This window comes from Nocardia sp. NPDC004278, from assembly GCF_053602975.1.
The window spans coordinates 371,449-395,246 of the sequence record NZ_JBSGEQ010000003.1 but is presented as its reverse complement, the minus strand read 5'-3'; the positions used below and the strand labels follow the sequence as shown (position 1 = coordinate 395,246).

Sequence of the window (23,798 nt, the reverse complement as noted above, 5' to 3'; positions counted from 1 at the left end):
CCTCAGCGACGTCGACGTGGCCTTGTTCAGTGCCGGATCGACCGACAGTCAGAAGATAGCACCGACCATTCAGCCGACCTCGAACAACTGTGCCGCCATGCGACGGCTCGGCTTTCCATTCGGCAATTTCGGCAACTGGGTGACCAAGCGGATCTGGCCGGGAATCTGGTGTTCGGCCAGGTGTGCGTGGCAGTGCCGCACAATGTCTCGTTTGGTGGTCTGCGCACCCTTGCGCAGGTGGACGACTGCGGCGATGTCATCGCCCAGGCGGGGATGCGGTACGCGCGTGGCGAGCGAGGAGACGACATCGGGATGTTCGTCGAGCGCGGACTCCACATCGACCGGTGCGACCGCATGGTCGCCGCGATGCGCGATTTCGCTGAGCCGCCCTAGGATTCGCAAGCGTCCGTCGCGTTCCCGACGGGCCACATCGCGGGTGCGCAACCAGCCGTCCGCGGTGAAGGCCGCCGCGGTGGCCGCCGGATTGCCGACATATCTGCTGAACAGTGCCGTACCACGGACCTCCAGCTCGTGCCCGCCCGCCAATTCGGCACCGGCCAGGCGGAATTCGACACCGGTCGGTGTGCCGACGGTGCCGGGGACCCGCTCCCACGACGGTGGATCGGCCGCCGCCTGGTGGCTGGTCTCGGCGAGTTCCAAGGCCTCGACAACCGGGCAGCCGAGCAAGCGTTCCGCGCGCTCGGCCGCCAGGCGCGAGAGCGGTGCCGAAGCGGTGCGCAGGAAACGCATACCGCGCGCCCGCTTGCGCGAGGCCACCAGCCCGGCGGTGAGACCGGCCAGCTGTGCTGGCATCACGGTGAGCCAGGTGGGCGTCGCCGAATCCAGCAACCGGTGCGACTCGCGCATCTCGCTCGCGGACGGCAGCACCACCGTGCACCGGTTGCGCAGGGTCGCCATCAGGTTCGCGAACAGACCGTGGCCCTGCGCCCACGGCAGCAGCGCGATGGTGCGGTCCTCCGGTGTGAGGGCGAAATGATCTGCGACAGCGGATATTCCGGCCGCGATATTGGCTTCGGAGAGCGCCACTGCCTTCGGTGCTCCGGTGGAGCCGGAGGTGAACAGGATCAGCCGGTCGCCTTCGTGCACCGGCGGGTCGGGCACTGTCGGCGCCCATTGATGTCTGCGCGCCGCCTGCGACGGGATCCATTCGATGTGCGCCGGTGGCTCGAACGGGTTGCGCCACAATAGCGTCGGCGACTCGATCGGCCCCGGGGTCGAGGCGACCACCACGCTGGGCCGGGCCAGCGCCAAGATCTGCTGCTTCTCTTGCGCACTCAGCTGCGGATCCACCGGCGCGAATACCGCACCGATATTCCAGACCGCCGACATTACCGCCGCGAAGGCCGGTGAATTCGGTAGTTCGGCGACCACCACATCACCGGAACCGACGCCATTTCTCTTCAAACACCACGCAACGGATTCGGCCCAGGCCTCGAGCTGACCGAATGACAAGATCGGATCCGCATCGGCGGAAACAAGAAACGGCCGATCGAGGGTATCCATCAATTGTCCTTCCGATGGCGCGATGGATATCCCACTCCCGTTGCAGAATTCGATAATCCGCAACGGGAGTGGGGTCACGAAACGGCACCCATCGCCGATCGCAGCAGTTATCCCCGGCACCTCCCGGCAAGGGGGAACAAGAGGTGAGCAATGGAACCCGAAGTCCGCGCGACCAACGCCTTCCGCATCGTGACAGCCCCAGCGCCACCGTCGAGGTCCAATTCTTAGCGGCGCCAGGTGCCCAACATTACCGCCGCGCCTCGAGCATGCCCACAATCCTCGTTCCCATTTTTGGGAACGGGACGAATACCTCGACACGGTCGGCCGAGCCGCACTTGGTCCCGCTCATCAGGGGACTTACGCTGCTCTGTCTGGGATCAACCGGAGGGCACATGTCTGGTGAGAACGTCGGCCGCAAAAGGGATTCGGCCGCGACACGAACCGCGATTCTGACCGCGGCGCAACAGTTGTTCGCCGAACGCGGCTACGAGCGCACAACGGTGCGTGAAATCGCCACACGCGCCGGGGTGAATCAGGCGCTGCTGTTCCGATACTTCGGCAGTAAGGACGAACTGTTCCGGGCGGCGATCGCCGATCGGGGACGACGCGTACTGGAAGACGGGCCGGTCGATGGTCTGCTCGGCCGCTTGCTGTCTCGTGCGCTCGAGCCGAGCGGCTCGGCGGCACAGGGACATTGGCTGCAGGCGGCGCTACGCTCCAGCGGACACGATGAAGGAGCGGCGGCGATCCGCCGCGAGTTGGGCGACGAATACGCCCGCGCGCTCTCCGCGCTCACCGATGGCCCCGATGCCGAGTTGCGCGCCGATCTGCTGCTCGCCTGGTTGCTCGGCATCGGACTGGTCCGCTCCGTACATCACCGAGAACCACTGGCCAGCGCCGATCCGGCGGCGGTTGCCCAGCATGTGCTGCGCGCCGCGCGGGTGCTACTGGAGCGTGTGGATGTGAATTTCCCACCGCCGTAACGATATTCAACCGTTGACGGGCCGATGCCGCCTTCCTACCATCGATTGTAAGCACTTGCTTACATGACTCGGGCGCCCACCGTCTGCGTCGCGGAAGGGAGATCGCACATGCCAGTCGACAACGAGGTACGCCGCTTCCCCTTCGGCACCCCGGTCCGCCTCGAAATGGATCCGCTCTTCGCTCGGCTGCGCCGAGAGGAGCCGATCAGCCGCATCCGGCTGCCCTACGGCGGCGATGGCTGGTTGGTGACCCGCTACGAGGATGTGAAACTGGTACTCGCCGACCCGAGGTTCAGCCGCGCCGCGGCGGTCGACCGCGAGGACATTCCGCGCGCAACGCCCGAGCCCGCGCGCCCCAACTCACTACTCAGCATGGATCCGCCGGAGCACACCCGGCTGCGCAGACTCGTGGTCAAGGCCTTCACCGGTCGCCGGGTCCAGGCATTGCGTCCGCGCGCCCAGCAGATCGTGGACCAGCGGCTCGACGAAATCGAGCGCTCCGGCCCACCCGCCGATCTGGTGCAAATGCTCGCATTGCCGCTGCCGGTCACGGTGATCTGCGAAATGCTCGGTGTCCCAGCGCAAGACCAGCACCGCTTCCGTGACTTCTCCGATACGGTGCTGTCCACCACGGCGCACACCCGGGAGCAGATCGGCGCCGCACGGGCGGGCCTGGAGGCGTACCTGGCCGAATTGGTGACACAGCGCCGGGAGCAGCCCACCGACGATCTGCTCGGCGCATTGGTCGCCGCGCGCGATGATGAGGACCGGCTGAGCGAGGCGGAGCTGGTCAACCTGGGTATCGGCCTGCTCATCGCGGGCCACGAGACCACCGCCAACCAGATCGCCAACTTCACCTATGTGCTGCTCACCGAGCCCGGGCACTGGGAATTGCTGTGCGGCAGACCGGAACTCGTCCCGAGCGCGGTGGAGGAACTGCTGCGCCACGTCCCATTGGGTTCGGGCGGTTCATTTCCCAGAGTCGCCACCCAGGACCTCGAACTGGGCGGCGTCACCATCCGGGCCGGGGAGTCGGTATTCGTCAACACCCAGGCCGCCAACCGGGATGCGGCCGTCTTCGACGATCCCGAGGAATTGGACCTCACCCGAGAACGCAACCCGCACATGGCCTTCGGGCACGGCGCGCACCACTGTCTCGGTGCCCAACTGGCCAGGGTCGAGCTGCAAGTGGCGCTCGACTCGCTGCTGCGACGGTTCCCGACCCTGCGCCTAGCGGTACCAATCGAAGAGGTGCCATGGAAGTCCGGTCTACTGGTTCGCGGCCCGAAAGCCCTACCGGTGACCTGGTAGGCGTCGAACTCTCCCCCGCTACTGGCAGTTCAGTTCGTCGAGCTGAGTCATTTGGTCGCCCAAAACCCCATCCACAACCACCATTTGACTCGCCTCGACGAACTGAACTGCCTCGGTTACTCCGACTCGCCGAGAGCAGCGGCGACGTCGCGGAGCGATTCCAACAGGATGTCGCGGTAGGCGTCGAGGTCGGGTACTATCTCCGGATCGCAGGCCACGGATACGGTGAAGCTATCGCCAACGCCGACGAACGAATGCGCCAGACCGATGTCCGGGTACACCGGCGGCAGCATGCCAGCAAAGCGAAACGGCTTGCCCAACAATGACCATTCGGCGGTCGGCTCGCACCTGATGCTGGTCAGGATCGTATGTGCGAGCGCGGGCGCGTTCGGATCCGCGGGCGGCAGCGTACCGAACCTGGCCCGGTAGACGCGGCTCGGCAGCCGGTCGACCAGTGCGAGTCGGCCCAGTTCCCGGCGGCTCGATGGCGAGCGGCGGCGCTCGCGCAAGGTGGCCTCGACGGCTCGCGCGCGATCGGCGAGGTCGGGCTCACCCGCGGCCAGCGCGACCGCGTCGGCACCCACGCGATTGACACCCATGACCTCGGCGTCGGGCACCGCGATGGTCACCAATGCGGCGAGATCGTCGGGGCAGGTGCCATCGCGTTTTTCGAGATAGCGCTGCACGGCGCGGGAGATCGCGGTCAGCCCAAGGGCCGTCACGGTAATCCCCGGCACCCGCACGTCCCGCAGGTCCAAGGGGATGGTGCGCATGGCGCGTCCCGCACCGATTCGCCGGTTGAGCACGGTCGGGCTGACCGGCGGTGTACTCGGCCCGCCGTCATCGCCCTCGCGGGCGATCCGGCGCATTTCGCCCCGGACGCGGAGGTTGAATCCCAGCGTCTGCAGCGGCCAGCACAGCGCCCCGCCAACGGCGTTGAGCGCCAGGCGTGGACGTGTCGCGGCAGGACCGAGCCCATCGATCCGCAACGGTGCCGAGGCGAACAAGGCCTCCGACAACGAGGTCATGGCCGGACCCGCCATCAGGGCATGACTGATATGCATCAGCACCACGGTGCCCGCGCCGCTCAGCGTGGCGATACCGACCACATTCGGAAATACGTGCAGCTGCCAGGCGCTGACCCGGGCGTCCAGCGGTTGCGCAAGAACGCGTCCCATCTCGTCCAGGCACTGGGCCCAATCCAGTTGTGCCGCATCATGAGTGACGATGTGCGCAGCGATCGGACTGTCGTCTGTCACCCAGTACGGATGCCCGAGCCCGCCCGGCACCTCGCGGATGCGGCGGCGCAGCGGTGCGAGCAGTTCGGCCCGCTCGCCGAAGTGGGCGACGATGTCCGCGGCGGCCGGCGGCGCGCCGGTCTCGTTATCGAACGCCCACCACATCGGCCAGTCGGTGACCCGACCCGAGCGGGCCAGATAGTAGTAGGCGGCATCATTGGCCACCAGCTGTGATTCATGCATGATGTTGCTCTCGTCGATCCGATTTGCTGCACTCTGCCATTACGTTGAGCGGAACTGAAATCGACTGTCGGCGTTGGCGGTCCCCAGCCGTGTTCGACTGGGGACCGGCGTTCGTCAGCCGCGGGACAATTTCGGCAGCAGCGAACGCCAACCACCGGCGCCTCCCGGTGCGGGAGTGCTCACCGCGGACAGTGCGGCGTATTCGTCATCGGTGAGCGTGATGGTGGCGGCGGCGGTGTTCTCCTCCAGATGCGCCACACTCGAGGTACCCGGAATGGGCAGGATGACCGGCGAACGCCGCAGCAGCCAGGCCAGCGCGAGCTGGGACGGGCTGGCGTCGGGGCGCGCGAGAGTGTCCAGTGGACCGCCGGGGCGCGCGAGATCGCCGGTGGCCATGGGGAACCAGGGGATGAAGGCGATGTTGTTGGCCTCGGCGTATTCGAGTACGTCCTCCGCGCTGCGGTTGGCGAGGTTGTACTGGTTCTGTACCGAGACGATATCGACGATCTTGCGCGCCTTCGCGAGCTGGGCGACGCTCACCTCGGACAGGCCGATATGGCGAATCTTGCCCTCTTGCTGCAGCAATGCCAGCTCGCCGAGTTGGTCTGCGAGCGGGACCTTCGGGTCGATCCGGTGCAGCTGAAAGAGATCGATGCGGTCGAGGCCGAGATGGCGCAGGCTCAGTTCGAGCTGCTGACGCAGATACTCCGGGCGACCGAGTGGCCGCCAGTCGCTGGGACCGGGCCGAGTGAACCCGGCTTTGGTGGCGATCACCAGGTCATCGGGATAGGGATGCAGTGCCCGGCGGATGAGGGTTTCGCTGACGAACGGACCATAGGAATCCGCGGTGTCGATGAAGGTGATGCCGAGTTCGATGGCGCGGCGCAGCACGCGTACGGCCTCATCCGGATCCTTCGGCTCGCCCCAGACGCCGGGCCCGGTGATCTGCATGGAGCCGTAGCCCAGGCGCCGGACCGGCAGGTCACCACCGAGAGCGAAGGTGCCCGAGGCGGCGGCGGGACGGGACTGTGCTTCGGTGGTCATGCTTTCCTTTCGGACGGAAATGAATGATGCTGCGTCACACACTGCCTCATCGGGATTCGACGAGGTCCTCCGGTAGGCCGTCATCGCTCGGAACCGGGAAGAAGCCCGAGTCGATGAAGGATCTTACGTAGGCGTCGAGCGCGGCAGCATCGATGGTCGGGCAGTGGATATGCTGTTTTGCTAGTTCGGCACGGGTATGGGTGTCGTCGATCGGGGCCGAAACCCCGCCGTAGTTACCGCTGACCAATGCGGCGCGCACCAGGGAGTCATCGCCCGCCGCATCACGCGCCGCGGCTTGTTCGGCCAGCTTCGTCGCGATCTCCTCGATCGAGGCGATCGCGATCGGAATCCCATGTCTGCGAATGGCTTCGAAGATGTCGCGAACTATTACCGGCCGCGAGTTCACCAGGTGGTACGCCGCGCCGATCGCGGGTCGGTCGGCCAGCGTCACAATCGCCGACACCACGTAATTCACCGGTACCAGCGACATCGCGGCGTCGCCGGTGTCGGGGGCGAGCCCGAGGATGGCGGCCGCCCGGATCATATTCCAGAACGAGTCGTCGACGCTGTTCACACCCAGCCGCGGATCGCCGCATACGATGCCGGGACGGTAGATGCTCACCGGCACTCCGCGTGCGCCCGCCTGGCGAACCAATTGCTCGGCAACCCATTTGCTGGCCACATATCCGTTCTCGGACACCTCGCCGATGCTCAGCTCCGCATTCTCCCGGCCGATGAAATCCGGTGCGGTGGCGGCCGGAATCACGGTATTGACGGTAGAGACGAAGTGCACAGGCTTGATCCGGCCGGTGGTCGCCAGACCGAGCACCTCGCGGGTACCCGAGACGTTCGCCGCGCGCAGCCGCGCATAAGGCTCGATGTGGTTGACGCGAGCTCCGTTGTGGTAGATCGCATCGATCCGTTCGGCCAGCAGCGCGTAACCGGCCTGGTCGAGCCCGAGGCGGGGCGCGGCCAGATCGCCTGCGACAGCGACGATTCGGGACTGATAGGAGTCATCCCAGATCCGGTACTTCTGCAGGGCGTCGCGGATCCGCTTGTATGCCCGCTCGTCATCGTTGCCGCGCACCAGGCACCAGACGCGTACCGGCGTGCTGGCCAGCAACTCCCGCAGCAGGTGTGCGCCGACGAATCCGGTCGCACCGGTGAGCAGCACGTCCCGTGGGGCCGCCGCGTGCATGGGTGCGACACCCTCGGCACTGATCTCCGGTCCGAGCACGATATCGGTGTCGATCGTCACGCCGTCATCGGGTGTGAGCACCGCCGCGGGCTCGTCCGGATTGTCGATGCGGGCGGCCAGGCCGCGCACCGTCGGCGTGGTGAACAGCGCCGCCATCGGCACGTCGATGCGGAGCCGGGCGGCCAGCGCGCGCTGCAGTGTGAAGGCCAGCAGCGAGGTCCCGCCGAGTTCGAAGAAATCGTCCTGGGCACCGATCCGGGCCACACCGAGCACCTCGGCGTATGCCGCGGCGACAGCCTGCTCGGTGCTGGTCTCCGGTGCGAGGTAATCGCGGGCTCGGAAGACCGGCCGCGGCAGCGCGGCACGATCGAGCTTCCCGCTGGCGTTCATCGGGAAGTATTCCAGCCCCATGATCACCGAGGGCACCATGTAGGACGGCAGCACCTGTGCCAGCGCCTCGCGCAGGGCATCGGCCGCGAGTTCGGTCGCCGGCACCACGTAGGCGACCAGCTGATCCCCGATATCCGATGCCGCCACCACGACCACGGCCTGGGCGACGGACGGCTCGGCCAGCAACGCGGCCTCGATCTCCCCCAGCTCGATCCGGTGTCCGCGAATCTTCGCCTGGAAGTCGGTGCGGCCCAGGTACTCCAGTACGCCGTCGGCGCGGCGGCGCACCAGATCACCGGTCCGGTACATCCGGGCACCCAGCGGCCCGTACGGATCGGCGACGAACCGGTCCGCGGTCAAATCCGCGCGCCGCAGGTAGCCGCGCGCCAATTGGGTTCCCGCCAAATACAATTCGCCGACCACACCGGCTGGCGTCAGATGCAACCGGGAATCCAGGACGTAGGTGCGGGTATTCCACAGCGCCACGCCGATCGGCACCGTCGTCCGGTCGCTGGTGGACGCGGGCCGATATGTCACCGAGACCGCCGCCTCGGTGGGGCCGTACAGGTTGTGCAGCCCGGCATCCGACAGCGCGGCGAAATCGGCGACGGTGCCCGGTGGCAGTGCCTCACCGATGACGAATACCTCGCGCAGCGACGCCAACTGCTCGGTCCGGGCCGCGGCCAGGAATACCTGCAGCACGGACGGAACGAAATCGGTGACCGTCACCCGATGGGTGCTGATCAGGTCGGCGATATACCCCGGATCGCGCTGGCCGTCCGGCGCGGCGAGCACCAGCCGCGCGCCCACCCACAGCGGTACGAAGAAACCCCACAGCGATACATCGAACGTGGTCGCGGTCTTCTGCAGGTAGACGTCGTCGGGCCGGAACGCGTACTCCGCCACCATCCATTCGATCTGGTTGGTGATCGCGCGGTGCGACACCAGTACGCCCTTGGGTCTACCGGTCGACCCCGAGGTGAACAGCACATACGCCGGGTGGTCCGGGTGCAGCGGCGCGCGCAGTTCACCGGCGGTGACCGGATCGGCCGAATATGCCGACAGCTCGAGGGCATCGATATCGATGACCGGCGGCCCGGAAACCGGCACCGGATGGTCGGTCATCGTCAGCACGCACACGGGCTCGGCCGTGCGCAGCACATACGCGATCCGGTCGGCCGGATGGTCACGGTCCAGCGGCAGATACGCGCCGCCCGCGCTCAGCACCGCGTACATCGCGACCACCAGTTCCGGCGAACGCGGCATCGCAAGCGCCACTACGGACTCGGGACCGATGCCCTGCCCGATCAGATACCGGGCCAGGCGGTTGACGCGCTCATCGAATTCCCGATAGGTCCACGCCGTCGCGTCGTGCACGAGGGCAACCGCCTCCGGTGCCGCGGTGACGGCGTGGCGGTAGCCACTCAGCAGGACATCGCCCGATACCGGATGCATGGTCTCGTCCGCATCCGACAGCAGCTGTGCGCGTTCGGCCGTATCGATCACTTCGATATCACCGAGGACGGCACGCCGATCACGCGCGATCACCGACAGCAGACGGGTGAACCGGTCCACGAAACCCTGCACGGTGGGCTGGTCGAACATATCGGTGGCGTAGGTGACCACGCCGCCGATCCCGGTCGGTGTGCCCGCGGCGTCGTAGGTGTCGCCGATCATCCAGTGCAGATCGAACTGCGATATCTCGCTGCCGATATCCAGGGTCGTGATCGCGAGTCCCGGCAACTCCAGTGCCACCAATTCCATATTCTGGAACGACAGCGCCACCTGGTACAGCGGGTGCCGGGTGCTCGACCGCACCGGATTCAGCACATTGACCAGCCGTTCGAACGGCACGTCCGCGTTCGCGAAGGCCTGCAGATCGGTTTCGCGCTGACGCGCGAGCAGTTCGGTGAAGGTCGCGCCCGCGTCGTATCGGGTGCGGAACACCACGGTGTTGATGAACATGCCGATCAGGTCGTCGAGCACCGCATCGCCACGTCCGGCGATCGGCGAGCCGATGGCGATATCGTCGGTCGCCGACAATCGCGCCAGCAGCACCGCGAGTGCCGTGTGCACGACCATGAACAAGGTCGCACCCTCGGCCCGTGCCAATTCGGCCAGCGCACTATGGGTTTCGGCGTCGATGCGGACCGACACCTGGCCACCGGCGACGGACCGGACCAGCGGACGCGGCCGATCCGATGGCAGGTCGAGCTGATCGGGCAGACCAGCCAACTCCTGTCGCCAGTGGGCGATCTGCTGGGCCGCCACCGAATCCGGATCATCCTCGGTGCCGAGCACCTCGCGCTGCCAGATGCTGTAGTCGGCGTACTGCACCGCCAGCGGCGCCCACGGCGGTGCCACCGCGGCGGAGCGTGCCACATACGCGGTCATCAGATCCCGGACCAGCGGGCCGAGTGACGAGCCGTCGGCGGCGATGTGATGCACCACCATCGCGAGCACGTACTCGCGCCCTCGCGAGGAGTCCGGCGCATCGGAGGAATCCGGGTGCGTCGCATCGCCGAGATCGAACAGCGCGACGCGGATGGGCACCTCGGTGGTGAGGTCGAAGACCGTCCTCGCCAGATCCGCAACCGCGTTCGCCACCTCGGCGGGGTCGATGGCCTCGATCCGCACCCGCGGTATCGCCTGCGTTGCGGGCAGGATCACCTGCACCGGAACCGGGTTGGCGTCCTCCGGGCCCGCCTCGGTGTACGGGTACACCGTGCGCAGGATCTCGTGGCGGGTGACCAGATCCCCGACCGCCTCCTGCAGTGCCGCAATATCGAGGGCGCCGCTCAAACGCACCCCCATCGGCACGTTGTAGGCCACCGAGGCGGTATCGAGGCGGTTGAGGAACCACATACCCTGCTGGGCCAGCGACAACGGGATCCGCTCCGGCCGCGGACCGGCGGTCGGCGCGGGACGGCCGCCCCCGGCCGAATGCTCGTGCAGTCGGGCCGCGAGCGCGGCCACTGTCGATGCCTCGAACAGCAGCCGCACCGGGACTCGGGTATCGATCGCGGCGCCCAACCGCGCCACCAGCCGGGTGGCGGTCAGCGAGCTGCCGCCCAGTTCGAAGAAGTCGTCATCGGCGCCGACCGGTGTTGCGGGACGAAGCAATTCGGTAAAGATGCCCGCGACCAATTCCTCCAGCGGTCCGGACGGCGCGCGATATTCCCGCGCCCGCAGCACCGGCGCGGGCAAGGCGGCGCGGTCGAGTTTGCCGACCGGGGTCAGCGGGATCTCGTCGAGCACCATGACGGTGGTGGGCACCATATGTGCGGGCAGGCTATCGGCGGCGAACGCGGTGAGTTCGTCGGCGTCGGCCACCGCACCGGTGGCGGCGTGCACATAGGAGACGAGAATGGTTGCACCGCTGGCGATTTCGTGACCGATGGTGACCGCGAAATCGACGGTGTCGTGAGCCGCCAGCACGGCATCGATCTCGCCGAGTTCGATACGGAAACCGCGGACCTTGACCTGGAAATCATTGCGGCCCAGATACTCCAGCGCACCGTCGGCCGTCCGCCGAACCAGATCGCCGGTCCGGTACAGCCTGGCTCCGCCGAGATCGAACGGGTTCGCCACGAACCGGGCCGCGGTCAGCGCGGGACGCTCGTGATATCCGCGGGCCAGCTGCGCCCCGGTGATGTAGAGCTCGCCGACGGCGCGGTCCGGCACCGGAGACAAACGCTCATCCAGCACGTACTCGGTAATCGCGCGGATCGGCCCGCCGATGGTGACGGTCTGCCCCGGTACCAGCGGCGCGCTGATATTGGTCATGATCGTGGTCTCGGTCGGCCCGTACCCGTTGTAGAACTCGCGGGTGCGCCGCCCGGCGATCGCAATGGTCCAGCGCCGCACCAACTCCGGCGGACATGCCTCGCCACCGGCGATCACCACGCGAAGTTTGTCCAGGCCGGTCGGGTCGACCGATGCCAGCGCCGCGGGGGTGATGAACGCGTGCGTCACCCGCTCCCGGCGCAGCAGCGCGGCCAATTCCGCACCGCCGTAGACGCTCGGCGATACCACCACCATGGTCGCGGCCCCGCCGATCGCCAGCAGCAGCTCCAACACCGAAGCGTCGAACGATGGCGAGGCGAAATGCAGTGTGCGCGAACTGGTCGTCACCCGGTAGCGCTCACGCTGTTCGTCGCAGAAGCTCGACAGTCCGGCCTGTGTGACGACCACGCCCTTGGGCTTGCCGGTCGATCCGGAGGTGTAGATGACATAGGCCGGATGTTCGGCGCGCAACGGGCGCGCTCGATCCGCGTCGGTGATCGGTTCGGTGCGGTAGTCGTCGAGGCGCGCATCGATATCGTCGGCATCGATGGCGAGCCAGGCCACCTCGGCCGGTAGCTCGGCGCCGACCGCCGCGACCGTAAGTCCGAGCACTGCACGCGAATCCGTGACCATGTGCCGGACCCGCTCGGCGGGATAGTTGGGGTCGACCGGCACGAATCCGGCTCCGGTCTTGGCGACCGCCCATACCGCGAGCACCGACTCCGGTGACCGCGGAATGCCGACCGCGACCAGATCCTCCGGGCCGATACCGCGCTCGATCAGCAGCCGGGCCAGCCGGGTCGAGCGCTCGTCGAGGTCGAGATAGTCCACTTCGGCCAGCCGCTCGACGGCATCGGCGAAGACGACCGCGACACCGTCCGGATTGCTTTCCACGGCCTCGGTCAACAGCTGCGGCAGCAATGTGACAGGTGCCTGCTCGGCCGTGTCCGTCCCGACGGATCGGACCGGCGCGGTCAATGCCCGCTCGCGTTCGCTGTCGTCGAGGAGGTCGATATCACCGATGACCGCGCGCGGATCGGCGGCGACCGCGGCGAGCATCCGCTCGAACCGCCGAACGAGCCCTTGAATCGTCGCTTCGTCGAAAAGGTCTGTCGCATAGGTGAATACGATAGCCAGCTCGTCCGGCACCCCATCGGCGCGGCGGCGCGGCTCGACGATCACCTGCAGGTCGAATTTCGCGACGACCTCGCCGATCTCCAGTGCGGAGACCGTCAGTCCGGGCAGTTCGAGCGCTGGCTGCTCGGTGTTCTGGAACGACAGCATCACCTGGAACAGCGGATTGTGCGCGCCGTCGCGCGCGGGTGCCACCACCTCGACCACCCGCTCGAAGGGGATATCGGCGTTGGCGAAGGCGGACAGGTCGGTCTCGCGGACCTGTTCGACCAGGGACGCGAAGGTGGCGGCACGGTCGATATCGGTGCGCAGCGTCAGGGTATTGACGAACATGCCGACCAGATCGTCCAGGGCGGCCGCACCACGACCGGCGATCGGCGTGCCGATCGCGATATCGGCACCGCCGGAGAGCCGGGCCAGCAGCGTGGCCAATGCGGCGTGAACGACCATGAACAGTGATGAATTGCGCTCGCGCGCAATGCGATCCAGCCCGGCGTGAATGTCTGCGGACACGACCGCACTGCTCGACGCGCCGCCCATCGACGGCCGCGCCGGACGCGGGTGATCCGGCGGCAGCTGCGCCGCCTCCGAGACACCGGCCAGCTGCCCGCGCCAGTACGCCAATTGCTGTGCGGCGATGGAGTTCTCATCGTCGTCGGTGCCGACAACCGTGCGCTGCCAGAGCGCGAAGTCGGCGTACTGCACCGCCAGCGGCGCCCAGCCGGGCGCGGTGCCCGCGACGCGCGCCAGATAGGCGGTCGCCAGATCCCGCGCCAGCGGCGCCAGCGATACGCCGTCCGCCGAAATGTGGTGCACGACCAGGACCAACAGATGTTCGTCTGCGCTCGGGTCGGAGAACAGCCGGATCCGCACGGGCGGATGTTCGGTGACGTCGAATCCCGCGGACAACAGCTCGGCGACCCGCTGGTGATCGTCGGCGGTGGCCGCCTCGACCGGCAGCCCACCGGGCAGCGTTTCGGTCACCGACAGGATCTCCTGGCGCGGCAGCCCGTCCGGAGCGTGCACCGGGAACCTCGTACGCAGCGCTTCGTGGCGCTCCAGCACATCCGCGACGGCCTGCCCGAGTGCGGGCACGTCGAGGTCACCGGTCAGCCGGATCGCGAATGGCAGATTGTAGGAAGGGGATTCGGTGTCGACCTGGTTGAGCACCCACATGCGGTACTGCGCCAGCGACAGCGGCAGCACCTCCGGTCGGGTGGTCCGAGTCAACGGCGGACGATCCGCACCGGCACCGGAGCCCGGCGCGATGGCCGCGGCCAGTGCCGCGACCACCGGTGCGTCGAACAGCACCCGCACCGGCACCCGCGCATCCAGCGCCGCACTCAGCCGGGCCACCACCTGGGTGGCGATCAGTGAGTTGCCACCGAGGGCGAAGAAGTCGTCATCGGCACCCACCCGCTCCAAGCCGAGCACATCGGCGAACACCCCGGCCACGACCTCCTCGATCGGGGTGCTCGGGGCGCGGAAGTCCCGGCTGGCAAAGCTCGGCCGCGGCAATGCCTTGCGGTCCAGCTTGCCGCTGGTATTGAGCGGGAATTCGGCCAACTCCACGACCGTGGCCGGAACCATATACGCGGGCAGCGTTTCCGCCAGCGCCGAGCGCAACCGCGCCGCATCGATCGAGGCGCCCGGCGCGGGCACCGCGTAGGCCACCAGCTGATCACCGGGCTCCGACGACAGCACCAGCACCGCGGACTGACTAACCGAAGGCTGGGCGAGCAACGCCGATTCGATATCGCCGAGTTCGATGCGCAGACCCCGGAATTTGACCTGGAAGTCGCTGCGGCCCCGGTACTCGAGCACACCGCCCTGCTGATCGTCGAGCGCACGCCACACCACCAGGTCACCGGTCCGGTACATCCGCTCGCCGGAACCGAACGGGTTGGCCACGAACCGCTCCGCGGTCAGATCGGGACGCGCGACGTAGCCGCGGGCCAGCTGGTCACCGGCCAGATAGAGTTCGCCGGTAACACCGGCTGGCACCGGCCGCAATCGCGAATCCAGCACGTAGACACAGGTGTTCCACGCCGGTGCGCCGATCGGCACACCCGTGCGCTCGGTACCAGTGGCAGGCCAGCTGGTAACCGAGACCGCGGCCTCGGTCGGTCCGTAGAGATTGTGCACCGCGGCATCGGAGACCGCCCGCAGCGCGAGCACGGTCTCCGGCGGCAGCGCTTCACCGGCGACGAACAGCGTCCGCAGCGTCGCGATGGCGCCCGCACGCGTGTGCGCCGCGAATACCGAAAGCATCGATGGGACGAAGTCGGTGATGGTAACTCGCTGTGCCGCAATGGTTTCCGCGAGGTAGACCGGGTCACGGTGGCCGTCGTGGGTGGCTATCACGAGTTTGGCACCCACCCGCAGCGGGAGGTAGTAGCCCCACAGCGAGACATCGAAGGTGGCGGCGGTCTTCTGGAAGTAGACGTCGTCGCTGCCCAATCGGTACTCGCTGCGCATCCAGGTGATCTGGTTGTGGATCGCGCCGTGCGATACCGCGACCCCCTTCGGGCGTCCGGTGGAGCCCGAGGTGAAGATCACGTACGCCGCGTTGTCCGGATGGACCGGCCGCAGCAGTTCCTCGGCACGCACCGGGGCGCTGTCGAATCCGTCCAGCTCCTCGGTGTCGAGGTTCAGCACCGCGAGCCCGTCCGGCACCGGTACGGCATCCGCGGTCGTGGTGACCACGCACGCCAGCTCGGCGCTGCTCAGGATGTGCCCGATGCGCTCGGCCGGATGATCCGGATCCAACGGTACATACGCGGCACCGACAGTGCCGATCGCATAGATGCCGATGACCGATTCCAGCGAACGCCGGACCGCGAGCCCGACCAGTGACTCGGCACCGACACCGTGCGAAATCAGCAGGCGCGCAAGTCTATTGACGCGCTCATCGAGGTCCTGGTAAGTCAGCTCGCGGCCCTCGTAGACCACGGCGACCCGATCCGGATGCGCCCGCACCGCACGGCGGTAGCCGTCCAGGAGCGGCTCCGGTTCGACCGGATGCCGGGTATCATTCCAGTCCAGCAGGATTCGATCCCGTTCGGCGCCGGTCAGCATGATGTCGATATCGCCGATCCGAGCAGCGGAATCGCCGAGCAGCGCCTCGAGCACCCGGATCAGGCGTGCGGCAAGGGATTCCACCTCGTCGACGGTGAATCGATCGCCCAAATACTTCCACGTCAGTTCGAGCGTCGAGGCCGCGGTCACCAGCAGTGTCAACGGGTAATGCGTATCGTCCTGCAAACCGACACCGGTCACCGACATACCGTCGACGGAATCGGCGGCGGCGATCGCGTCCCGGTCGATCGGGTACGACTCGAATACCAAGAGGGTGTCGAATTGCGCTCCGGCCCCGGCGATCCGCTGGATGTCGGTGAGACCCACATGGTGGTGGTCGAGCAGACCGGCCTGCTCGCGCTGCAAGGACCGCAGGAACTCGCCGACCGCCAGCCCGCCATCGACCCGTACGCGCACCGGCAGCGTGTTGATGAACAAGCCGACCATCGACTCCACGCCGGACAGTTCGGCTGGACGGCCGGAGACCGTGGTGCCGAACACCACATCGTCGCGGCCGGTGAGCCGCCCGAGCAGAATGCCCAACGCCGCCTGCATCAGGGTGTTCACGGTGACGCCGAGTTCGGCGGCCTGCTCGGTGATCCGGCGGGTGCGCTCGGCGTCGATCTCGGTGATCACCTTGCCGATCTCGTGGCCTTCGGCCGCGCGCGGGGGTGGCGCCAGCCGAGTCGGCTCGTCCACGCCGGACAGCGCCTGCGCCCACGCCCGCACCGATGCCTCCCGATCCCGACCGGCCAGCCAGCTCAGGAAGGTGCGGTAGGAGGGCACCCGCGGCAGCGCGGACTGGTCCCCCCGAGTCGCATAGAGCACCAGCACATCTCGCATCAGCAGCGGCATCGACCAGCCGTCGAGCAGGATGTGGTGGGTGGTGATCACCAGATGCCACTGCTCGGTGCGGTACAGGGTGAACCGCAGCAGTGGTGCCACCGACATGTCGAAGCGGGTTTCACGCTCCTGCACGACCAGCCGCCGCAGCTCCGGCAGCCGCTCGGATTCGGGCAGGTTTGTCAGATCCACCGCACGCCATGGCACCTCGACCCGGTCCAGCACCACCTGCACGGGGTGACCGTCGGCGCCGGTGACGAATGCGGTCCGCAGGTTCGGATAGCGGTCCAAGATGGCCTGCGCCGCGGCTCGCAGCCGCTCGACATCCACGGTGCCGCCCAAGTCCACGGTCGCCTGAGTGGTGTAGACATCGACACTCGACTCGGCCAGTAGCGCGTGGAAGAGCAGGCCCGACTGCAGCGGCGACAGCGGCCACACGTCCGTCAGCGCCGGGTAATCTCGTTCCCACCCTTCGATATCCGACTGGCCGACGCTCACCAGCGCCAGATCCGACGGCGTCAGGCCACCGGCCTCCGGGCGCCGCACATGCTCGGCCAGTGCGTGCAGCGCGGCGACCCACAGATCGGCGAGTTCTTGTGTCCGCTCCCGCGACAACAGCCCGCTCGGGAAGGCGAACGACGCACTGAGCTGCGGACCGTCCGGCCCGTCGGTGACGATCGCATTGATATCGATCACGCCGTTCGCTGGCATGTCCGGATCCATCTCGGCATCCAGCTGCCCCAGATCTGCGACCGGCACCCAGCCCAGATCACTGAGCTGGGCCGGGATCTCCCCCGTCGACATCCGACCCAAATAGTTGAAGCTGATCTGACCGGCGTCGCCCAACTCCGCGGCGGTCTGTGAGTTCAGGTAGCGCAGCAGACCGTAGCCGATTCCCTTGTCGGGGATCGCCAGCAGCTGCTCCTTCACCGATTTCACGATGTCGCCCATGGCGTTTCCGCCCGTGAACGCCGCCGCGACATCCGCGCCCCCGAGATCCAGCCGCACCGGATAGGCGCTGGTGAACCAGCCGAGCGTGCGGGACAGATCCGCGCCCGCGACGACACCCTCTTCGCGACCGTGGCCTTCCAACTTGACCAGTACAGCGCCACTGGAGGTTTCGCCACGCCATGTGCGCACAGCCAGCGCCAGCGCGGACAGCAGGCCGTCGTTGACACCACCGCGATACCGGCTCGGAACCGCGGTCAGCACCGCATCGGTCACCGCTGCGGGCACTGTCACCTGGACGCGGTCGACAGTGGCGAAGGTGTCCACCGCCGGATCGAAGGCGCGCGCACCGAGCAGCGGCTCCGCGGTAGCCGAAACCTGTTGCCAGAATGGCAGTTCCGCGACGCGCGTCGGATCCTGCGCCGCGTCGAGCAGGGCGTGCGCCCACCGCCGCATCGAGGTTCCGTTGGCGGGCAACGCCACCGGCTGCCCGGCCGCCAGCTGCGACCACGCCACTGCCAGATCCGGAATCAGAATCCGCCAGGACACACCGTCGACCACAAAATGGTGCGCAATGACCAGCAATACGTCCCGACGGCCCCCGGACTCCGGGAAGGCGAACCAGACGAACCGCACCATCACCGCATTCGCGGGATCGAGCCGACCCAGCGCCGCGTCGTATTCGATATTCGCCCGCCGCGACAGCTCCGCATCGGAGATATCGGCGGGCATCTCGATCCGGTCCACCAGCGCATCGACGTCCAGGGCGCCACGCTCGAGCGCCTCGAAGACCCACGAGGTGCCGGCCGCAGCCGAGGCGTTGCCGCGCAACCGTGCGCGCAGCACGTCATGGTGATCGAACACCGCCCCGATGGTCGCGACCAAGGTTTCGCGATCGATGCCGTCGGGCAGCGCGAGCGCCATCGACTGCGAGAACCGTTGGTGCGATGCGCCGTTCGACAGCGTCGCCGCCAGCAACGGCGTCAACGGGATCTCGCCGACCCCGCCGCCCGGCAGTTCGGCCAACCGCTGCTGCTGCGAATCACCCTCGAACGTGGCGATCTCGGCCAATGCCTCGACGGTGCGATGATCGAAGACATCCCGTGCGGTGAATACGACACCGCGCGCTTTGGCCCGCGACACCAGTTGAATCGACAGGATCGAATCGCCGCCAAGCGCGAAGAACGAGTCGTCCAGACCGACCCGCTCGACACCGAGCACCGCCGCGAATATCTCGGCGATGATCGTTTCGATGTCGCCCACGGGAGCACGAAATTCGCTCGCGGCGAAGACCGGCTCCGGCAGCGCCTTTCGGTCCAGCTTGCCGATCGGGGTGAGCGGCAGGTGGTCGAGCACCACGATCGCCGCCGGAACCATATACTCCGGCAACCGCTCCCCGACGAAGGTCGCGAGTTCCCCGGTGTCCACACTGCTCCCAGCGTGCGGCAGCACGTACGCCACCAGGACCTTCGCACCGGAGGGCAGCGTCTTGCCGAGGGTCACGGCATAGTCGATATCGGGATGGGCGCTCAGCGCATTGTCGATCTCACCCAGCTCGATACGGAAACCACGGATCTTGACCTGGAAGTCCGTCCGGCCCAAGTACTCGAGGGTGCCGTCGGTTCCGTTGCGTCGCACCAGGTCGCCGGTGCGATACAAACGTCCGCCGGGATTGCCGGTGTCCAATTCGAGTGGGCTGGCCACGAACCGTTCCGCGGTCAGTCCCGGCCGCCCGAGATACCCCTGGGCCAGCGCCGCTCCCGACAGGTACAACTCGCCGGTTACGCCCGCGGGCACCGGCCGCAACCGGGCGTCCAGCACGAATGCACCCACTCCTGCGAGCGCGGTACCGATCGTGATCGGCTCGTCCGGCAGCAGCTCCCCCAGGGTCGCCCATACCGTCACTTCCGTCGGGCCGTATACGTTGACGAACCGCCGCCCGTCGCGCGCCCAACGTCCCACCAGTTCCGGGCCGCACGCCTCGCCGCCGACCGCCACCATCTCGAGATGGTCGAGCCCGGCCGGATCCACCGACTCCAGCGCACCCGGCGTGATGATCACGTGGGTGACCCGCTCACGCCGCAGCAGCTCCGTCAACTCGGGGCCACCCGATGCGTGCGGCGCCGCCACCACCAGCGTCGCTCCCGACGAGAAGGCCAGCAGCAGTTCGAGCACCGAGGGGTCGAAATTCGGCGAGCACACGTGCAGGAGCCGCGAACCCTCGCCCACCCCGGAGACTTCCCGCGCCGCGGCCAACAGCCCACCGAGACCGGCATGGGTGACCACCACGCCCTTCGGCTTCCCGGTCGATCCCGAGGTGTAGATGACATATGCGGGGTGCCGGTGATCGACCGGACGCACCCGGTCGGCATAGGAGATCGGGTGGCCCGGCCGCTCACCGATTCGCCCGGCCAGCATCGGATCATCGAGTTCGAGCCAGTCCACACTCGCGCCGAGTACCGGCCGATGTGCCGTCGTGGTCAACCCGAGCACCGCACCCGAATCCGCGAGGATGTGCGCGACCCGCTCGGACGGATATCCGGGATCCACCGGCACGTACGCCGCGCCGGTCTTCGCGATCGCCCATACGGCCAGTACCGATTCGACGCTGCGGGTGATTCCGATCGCCACCACGTTGCCCGCGCCGACCCCGCGTGCGATCAGCTCGCGCGCCAACCGCGAGGACAGTTCGTCGAGTTCCCGGTACGTCAGCTGCCGATCATCGGCTGGATCGCCCGACGGATCGAACCGGATGGCGACGGCATCGGCCGCGGATTCCACAGCGGCCGCGAGTAGGTTCCCGAACAGCAGACCTACCCGGCGACGACTACCACGTGCGGAACGACGATCCCTAGCCACTCGGTACTACACCTTTCAACTATGCCGAAACCTGCCCACGGTGATGCAACACCGAATAAGTGGATCGCGATTCACGAACCGACGATTGATTGCCACGGGCCGAGCCCGTCATCATACGATCGAATGTCTCCAACGAGGGGAGCGCACCCGAACGAATCGCGATAGCCGTCCCGTTGCGGGACGACACCACCCATAAGTCATGCAATCTAGCTATCGTGACACTGGGGCGCAAACCCTCTGTCGCACTCCAGTTTCAACGCGAGCTCCGCTGACCGATCGGTACGCCCACATATCGGTATTCTCACCACCACGGCAGACAACCAGCTGACACCCAGCAACGCAATTCATCGGGCTGCCCACTCAACGACCGGGCTGGTCGCCGCCGGGAAACGTGATAACCGCCACATATTCGTGCAGCGGATCCGACATTGACTTCGGTCACAGGGAGCTGATCAGCCGAAGTAGTAGAGCTCGAAGCAGACGGCACGGGCGGCGGGGAAGCCCGGCTTCGGCGCGGTTGCCATATCGATCACCGCACGGACCTGGTCGGCGACCGGCTCGGGGCTGAGCACCTCGAGGTAGCGGCGATGTTCGGCCAGTGAGGCGGCGGCCTGTTCGAGGGTGCCGGTGACATCGACGGCATGAGCGCCATTGGAGCCGACCACGGCGGCCAAGCGGGCCGACCACGGGGTTTCGGCGAGTTCGGGGAAGATCCACTCGTTGCCCGCATCGGAGATCGCGTCGAGTGCGGCGCGGCCGACGGCGCGATGGTCGGCACTATTGGCGTAGCCGGGCGCCCAGGTGTCACCAAAGTTGAACAGCACCACCAACTCCGGTTGATGGCGCCGGATCGCGGCGGCCAGATCGCGACGCAGGGCCAGGGATTCCTCGACACGGCCGTCCGGATAGCCGAGGAATTCCACCTGGCGCACGCCGACCACCTTGGCGGCGGCGATCTCCTCGGCCTCGCGCAGGGGTCCGGCCTCGGCGGGGGGCACGCCCGCGATCCCGGCCTCACCGGAGGTGACCAGAACGTAGCGAATGTCCTTGCCCTGCCCCGTCCAACGCGCGACGGCGGCCGCCGCGCCGTATTCGATGTCGTCGGGGTGGGCCACGATCACGAGGCCACGCTGCCAGTCTTCGGGAAGCTGCTCCACGCGAATCATTCAAGCAGACGCCCCAACTCATACCGCCCACCACCCGAAACGCGGATAGGCCGGGCGCCGCCCGCATCGGACGGCGCCCGGCCTACCTCTCGACACCGCACCGCCCGTAAGTCCCGGCGGGCGTGCGGCTTTGCTCCGGCGGACGCTACAGCTTGCTCACGGTGGAGTTGTCCGAGCCCGAAACCGCCTTGTACAGCAGGTAAAGCCCGAAGACGACCGCGCTGATCACCAGGATCGGAAACAGCCCCTTGATCAACGCACCGATGATGGCGAGCGCGATCCAGACGACCGCTACGACACCGATGATTTTCCACAACATGCCAGCCTCCAGAAGGTCTCGGGCGAACCGCCATCCGACGATCCGACCTCTCCATGCTGACAGCCCGAAAGCGATAAATCACCAGCTCAGCACCGATATCCGGGTGAAGATCAGGGTTAACCCTGAGGGCAGTTCGACAATCTTGTCATTGACAAGATGCGGCAGAATGTGGGACCTTTGAGCGCAATCGCCGCCCAGGCGCGACCAGCCCGTCGCTTCAGTCGAAAGAGCACCCCATGCCCACCCTTCCGTGGATGACCGTCAATGCCCCCAACGCACCCGAGGCGCAGTGCATGGCCTCCCGCCTCGAGGTCAAGTCCATTTGGCACGCACCGGCATTCCTGCTGGCTTCACTGACACTGTGGCGTCAGGCCCGTCGCTCCCCCGGCGCGCTCGGTGTCGCTTTGCAGGCGGAAATGTGGAAGGGCACCTTCTGGACCTACTCCGCCTGGACCGATAAAGCGGCGATCTATGCCTACGCGGGCGCCGAACCGCATAAGTCGACCGTGCAGCGCAAGCGAAAGGTCATGCGCGAGGCCACCTTCGTCTTCTTCACCGCGCCCGTCGACGAATTGCCGATGTCGTGGGATGAGATCCGGCGCCGCATCGCCGAGCAGCGCGATTCGTCGAAGTCCGAATAGCACTGCCGCCGCCGGTCACTCGGCCCGCTTGGCATGGCGGCCGACCGAGATCCGGCGCACGACGGTCAGCACCGTGACCACCATGACCATCACCAGCTCCAGCAGGTTCCAGGCAATCGGATCCGGGGTGGATTCGACCACCGCGTCCGGTGGCCGGCGTGGCGCGGCGAGGATCGGCACTTCCGGCACGATCGCGGGCGCCGGTGCGGCGGCGGTGAATTCCGACGAGACGACCGGCGCCGCAGGTATCGACGGTGGCTGTGGGCCGGGTACCGGCGGGCCGAGTTGGAGGGGGAGGCCGGGCTCCGGCGGTACCGGGGCCGGAAGTAGGAGCAGACAGCTCAGCAGTGCGCTGCCGGTCGCCGCGCTGCCGACGACGACACCGAGCAGCGCGGTCATCAGCAGACTGCGTTCGGTGACCTCGACACCGTTCAGCACCGCGGTGCACAGCAGCAGGACCGTGCCGAACCACAAAGCCGCATAAAGGAATCCGGGCAAGTGATAGCTCGCATCCATGGCTCGGTCCTGGCGTGCCTCGGCGACCGCGTCGAGATTGTCCATCGCCTTCGTGCGCAGTTCGGTGACGTCGGGATCCGTCGAGTTCACCGATGCGACGGCATCGCGCAAGCTGTCGAGCGTCTCCTGCGTCGGCTGACTCAGCCGCCGGTCCGCCTGCATGATCGGCCATTCCTGGGTGAGCACCTGATCGGTGTAGTCCCGCACCAGCCCCTGGATCCGACGGTGTTCCGGATCGGGCAGCGCATGCGCGGCCCAATAGGTGTCCACCAGCGCCTTCGCCTCGGCAACGGTGTGATTGTGCGCATTGTCGTACTCCTGCCAGAGGATTACCACCACGAAGGCGACCACCGCCAGAAACAAAGTATTGATCAGTTCGAGCACCAGGGATCCCGCCGATTCATTATCGGGGCTCCACCCACGACTGCGGCCGCAGTCGATCCCCGATGACGAAGATGGCCACTGCAATAACCGCGGCTACCGCGGGAACGAGGAATATCAGAACCATGTAGGGCCGCCACCTCCCAAGACGAACCGGCACACCGGATCTCGCCGCATGACCGGATCGCCGAGGTCG

Annotated in this window: 10 protein-coding genes; 3 read left to right on the top strand and 7 right to left on the bottom strand. The window is 67.2% G+C overall.

The features are described from left to right. Positions 1–69: 69 nt before the first annotated feature. Positions 70–1,524: a class I adenylate-forming enzyme family protein gene (locus tag ACWEO2_RS06760; protein ID WP_452404442.1), complete on the bottom strand. Its 1,455-nt coding sequence runs from the start codon at positions 1,522–1,524 to the stop codon at positions 70–72. Between the two features lie 392 nt (positions 1,525–1,916). On the opposite strand from ACWEO2_RS06760, the gene ACWEO2_RS06755 reads away from it, so the two are divergent. Beyond that, complete coding sequence (locus ACWEO2_RS06755) at positions 1,917–2,507, top strand: TetR/AcrR family transcriptional regulator (RefSeq protein ID WP_452404441.1); 591 nt, start codon at positions 1,917–1,919, stop codon at positions 2,505–2,507. Positions 2,508–2,615: 108 nt separating this feature from the next. After that, positions 2,616–3,818, top strand: a complete 1,203-nt coding sequence (locus tag ACWEO2_RS06750) for a cytochrome P450 (protein ID WP_452404440.1) — start codon at positions 2,616–2,618, stop codon at positions 3,816–3,818. 116 nt (positions 3,819–3,934) lie between these two features. On the opposite strand, the gene ACWEO2_RS06745 is transcribed toward ACWEO2_RS06750, so the two are convergent. The 5 genes from ACWEO2_RS06745 to ACWEO2_RS06725 all read right to left on the bottom strand — a co-directional run bounded on the left by ACWEO2_RS06745 (position 3,935) and on the right by ACWEO2_RS06725 (position 22,064). After that, a complete protein-coding gene (locus tag ACWEO2_RS06745; protein ID WP_452404439.1) occupies positions 3,935–5,299 on the bottom strand; it encodes a wax ester/triacylglycerol synthase domain-containing protein in 1,365 nt (454 codons plus the stop codon). 114 nt (positions 5,300–5,413) lie between these two features. Next, entirely contained in the window at positions 5,414–6,343 is a 930-nt protein-coding gene (locus tag ACWEO2_RS06740) for an aldo/keto reductase (RefSeq protein ID WP_452404438.1), read from the bottom strand. A 46-nt stretch (positions 6,344–6,389) separates the two neighbouring features. After that, complete coding sequence (locus ACWEO2_RS06735; RefSeq protein ID WP_452404437.1) at positions 6,390–20,579, bottom strand: amino acid adenylation domain-containing protein; 14,190 nt, start codon at positions 20,577–20,579, stop codon at positions 6,390–6,392. A gap of 452 nt (positions 20,580–21,031) precedes the next feature. Beyond that, entirely contained in the window at positions 21,032–21,736 is a 705-nt protein-coding gene (locus ACWEO2_RS06730; protein WP_452404436.1) for a PIG-L deacetylase family protein, read from the bottom strand. A gap of 154 nt (positions 21,737–21,890) precedes the next feature. After that, positions 21,891–22,064: a hypothetical protein gene (locus tag ACWEO2_RS06725; RefSeq protein ID WP_169810825.1), complete on the bottom strand. Its 174-nt coding sequence runs from the start codon at positions 22,062–22,064 to the stop codon at positions 21,891–21,893. A 236-nt stretch (positions 22,065–22,300) separates the two neighbouring features. Between ACWEO2_RS06725 and ACWEO2_RS06720 the strand changes: the two genes are divergently transcribed. Next, a complete protein-coding gene (locus ACWEO2_RS06720) occupies positions 22,301–22,705 on the top strand; it encodes a hypothetical protein (protein ID WP_452404435.1) in 405 nt (134 codons plus the stop codon). Between the two features lie 15 nt (positions 22,706–22,720). Here the strand turns inward: ACWEO2_RS06720 and ACWEO2_RS06715 are convergent, their stop codons facing one another. After that, on the bottom strand, positions 22,721–23,605 hold the full coding sequence (locus tag ACWEO2_RS06715) for a bestrophin-like domain (protein WP_452404434.1): 885 nt from the start codon (positions 23,603–23,605) through the stop codon (positions 22,721–22,723). Positions 23,606–23,798: the final 193 nt, after the last annotated feature.